2 protein-coding genes are annotated in these 4,022 nt (G+C 58.5%); both read right to left on the minus strand.

The genetic code is table 11. The features are described from left to right. Positions 1-84 precede the first annotated feature (84 nt). Positions 85-744, minus strand: a complete 660-nt coding sequence (locus B5V03_RS16690) for a response regulator transcription factor (RefSeq protein WP_245502244.1) — start codon at positions 742-744, stop codon at positions 85-87. After that, positions 737-3,460 (minus strand): PAS domain-containing protein, encoded by a 2,724-nt coding sequence (locus tag B5V03_RS16695; RefSeq protein WP_129271419.1) that lies wholly within the window; start codon positions 3,458-3,460, stop codon positions 737-739. Before B5V03_RS16695 ends, B5V03_RS16690 begins: the two co-directional genes overlap by 8 nt. Positions 3,461-4,022 lie beyond the last annotated feature (562 nt).

The raw sequence follows: 4,022 nt of genomic DNA on the forward strand, positions 1-4,022 counted from the left end.
GTACCTGGTAGCCCAATCAGGCGCATTCGGTCTTGAAGCACTGAAGGTCTTGAGGTTTGTTGCCCAGTCCTCGCCGGACAAGCACTAAGGCTTGGCGCGACGAACTCCGAGAGTTTCCGCTTTTCGTAACAGATCGGCCAGCGATTTCGCATCCATCTTCTTCATGATGTGCCCACGGTGAATCTTGATGGTAATTTCGGCAAGTCCGAGTTCGGCAGCTATTTGCTTGTTCATGAGGCCAGACGATACCAAGGCAAGAATCTCGCGCTCGCGAGGGGTTAAGGTCTGAAAGTGGGTTTGCAGATTCGCGACGATCCTGTCGGCCTCGCGTCGCTTGCGATCCCGTTCGATCGCCATCGTCACGGCGTCCAGCATGTCCTGATCGCGAAAGGGCTTGCTCAGAAAATCGACAGCCCCGCCCTTCATGGCCCTCACGCTCATTGGAATGTCGCCATGGCCGGTCATGAAGATAATGGGAGTATGAATGTTCGCCTTGGCCAGTTCACCTTGGAAGTCCAGACCGCTCATTCCTGGCAGCCTAATGTCCAGGACCAGGCAGCTGGCGACATCTGGAAGCGTGCTTTGCAGCATTTCGGTTGCCGAACCGAACACCTCAACCTCCAGTCCGATCGATGCAAAGAGATTGCTGAGCGCTTCACGCATCAATTCGTCGTCTTCGACAATTAGGACGAGCGGTTCTCTCGCGCTGATAGGCTCACGCGGTGTTTTGGGACGCTCAGTCACGACACGCCTCCTTCTGTTGTTGCGAGGGCAGGACGAATTGAAATGTAGCCCCCGGCCCCTGATTGGGCGATGCCGATAGACGGCCCTCATGGGCTTCCACGATCGAACGGCAGATCGAGAGCCCCATTCCCAAGCCGCTGGACTTCGTGGTGAAGAAGGCGTCGAACAGCCGGCTCGCATTCTCGGCGGAGATCCCGACGCCGCAATCGGTCACACTTAGGAGTACACGGTGTGCCTCGTCCTGGCCTGACCGGATCACCAGTTCGCGCCGCCGATCCGTGATCGGCAGCATCGCCTCGATACCGTTCATTACCAGGTTAATGATCACCTGCTGCAACTGAACCCGATCACCAAGGATCGCGGGGAGAGCGGGTGCCAACTCGGTACGCAATGAGACTAGCTGGCTGCTCAACTCACGCTGTACCAGCACGATAACGTCCTTAACAACGTCATTGACATCGAGGGGCACTTTTTCAAAGTCGGACTTTTTGGCGAGCGTGCGGACACGCCGGATCACCTCACCTGCCCGGTTGCCACCATTGATGACCCATTCCACCGATCGGCGCGCAGCAGGCAGGTCTGGAGTTTCGCGGTCGAGCCAGCGCAAACAGGCCCCAGCGTTAGCGATGATCGCAGCGAGCGGTTGGTTCACCTCGTGGGCGATCGAGGCGGTCAGTTCGCCCAAGGTGGTCACGCGCATGACATGCGCGAGCTCCACCTGCGCTTTATGCAGCTTTTCCTCGGCCTGTTTGGTTGCAGTAACATCCACAACAGCCCCGATGAACTCCAGCTGGTCCGCCTGGTTTCTGACGGCATGGGCGACGACATGGACATATTTGACCGCGCCATCCGGCATCAGCAACCGATGCTCGTAGTCGCGATCCTCTCCGTTGCGAGCTGCGCGTTCGATCGTCTCCTGGACGCGAGCCCGATCCTCGGGATGAGTGCGGTCAAGAATCATTTCAGAAGTGACAGAACCCGGCTCGTCGTACCCAAGGATCCGGAAGAATTCCTTGGAGCCGACGCGTTCGCCAGTGCAGGGATTCCAGACGAAGCTGCCGGTTTGGCTCACTCGCTGTGCTTCGACCAATTTGGCTTCGCTTCGCCGTAACTCCTCCTCCGCCCGCTTACGGTCCTCAATGTCGGTGGACGACCCATACCACTTGACAATGTTGCAGTGCTCATCACGTAGCGGCACGCCCCGGAATAGGAACCAGCGATATTGACCGTCGAAACGCCGTAGGCGGGCTATAAGCTCACCGGGCGTACCGGACGCCCGTATGGCGCTCCACTTCACCAACATGCCCTTCTTGTCGTCAGGATGAAAAGCGCGAGGCCAGCCGGTTTCGGCCTGATCCGGTGAGAGGCCCGTGTAGTCAAGCGCCGTTTGATTGAGAAAATCGGGGACCCCGTCCGGTCCCGCGCGCCAGACCAAGGTCGGGATCGTGTCGATCACGAGTCGAAGCCGATCCTCGGACTTCTTGATTTCGTCAAAAGCCTTTTGCAGCGCCTCCTGGGCGAGGTGCTGCTCCGTGACATCGATGTGCGTGCCAACCAGCTCGGTCACTTCACCGTCGTGACCGACAACGGCATGTCCCACGGAATGCACATATTTTGTCGAACCGTCCGGAAGAACGATGCGATAGTCGCCTTCGAAGCCCGATTTCTCTCGGAGAGCCTGCCGCACCATTTCGATAACGCGGTCCCTGTCTTCGCCGTGAACGCGATCCCACAAGGGCTGCTGTGGTACAGCCTCCTCAGCCGGATCGAATCCCAACATGCTGAGCGCTTCCGGGGACCGAAACACGAACTCTCGCCGACGCGCATCCCAGGCCCAACTGCCGGTGTGGCTCAAGCGCTGGGCTTCGGCCAAATAGGCCTCGCTGCGTCGCAGCTTTCGTTCCGTCTCCGTTGCTATCGTGACATCGGTGACCGCGCCCACAAACTCGATGCCCCCTGAAGCATTTCTTTCGGCGCGCGCCAAGGCGTGAACATGTTTAACCGATCCATCCGGCATCAGCAGTCGATATTCATGATCAAATTCCCTTCCCTCGCTGGTCGCGCGATCGATAGTGTCTTGCACGGCAGCGCGATCTTCCGGATGGGTGCGCTGGACAATAAGTTCCAGGGTCGGTTTCGTAGTCCGGTCGCATCCGAAGATTCGAAAAGTTTGTTCTGACCAGAAAATATCTCCGCTGGCGACGTTCCATCCAAAGCTCCCGGTACCGCTCAATCTCTGCGCTTCGGTCAAATATGTTTCGCTGTGCAGGAGCGCGGCCTCAATCCGCTTCTGATCACCCATGGCTACCTGCAGGTCATGTGCCGAATGCCGAAGTGCTTCTGTTGCCTTCCTCTGGGCCGAGATCAGGAATGCAACCATGAGAGATGTAATGGAGAACAGGATCAGACGCGGTATCTCCGCAATGCCTACAGCGAAAAGGTCATGCTTCCAGATAAATGAACTGGTCGGCGGCAGCAGATAATAATGAAAGGCCAGGAGAGCGAGCGTGACCGCCAATAATCCCGGGCCAAGCCCGCCAACCCACGCGGCGAAAATAACTGCGCAAAGCATCGAGGACGCGATAGCCTCGGCGTTCAGCAAGCGTGTGATCAGCTCCGCGGCAACGATCGCCACCGCGACCGACAGGGGGGCTGTCGCGTAGCGAGACATCGCAGAACGCGCCGACCACCGTTCACTGAGACTGGGTCTTGCCATGCAGCTCGCCCGTCCCGCCTACGATACCCAGGCGGATTTACGGATAAAGTGAGCGGACGCCCTGTCATCGCAGGGGGCGCCCGGTGCCCCGTCTTGCAAGACTAGAGCATTTTAAACAGGTTCGGCAATTCGATTGCCGCCGATCGGTTTCCAGCGCAACAGCGGAACGCGACGGCCTAAGGCCATCCCGCCAAACTTCAATTTAGCGCAGATATACCTCTGCTTAATGGAGCAACCGCTCAGCCGGATCTAGTTATGGACCAAGCAGCCGGGTCGCGCTTCTCCCTGGCGCGGTCTCGATTAGCTGCCAGTGCGGACGGCCTACGCCTTGCCCCTTCCCCGGCGCAGCAGGTGCAAGCCGTCCGCTCCTTTTTGCGATGCGGCCGAACAGAGCGGCCAGCCAAATGTCGGCATAATGCTGACCAATCCTCCTCATTCGCCCACAACCCGTGGACCGCAAAGCCCGCGATAATCATCGAGTTCCGCGATCGTTAGTGCGAAGCCACATCAGCCGCAACGTGCCAGCACCCTAAACCTCCGTATTATTCGCCCGATCCCTTTT

The sequence above is a fragment of the Bradyrhizobium betae genome, assembly GCF_004123905.1.
GTDB lineage: Bacteria > Pseudomonadota > Alphaproteobacteria > Rhizobiales > Xanthobacteraceae > Bradyrhizobium > Bradyrhizobium betae_A.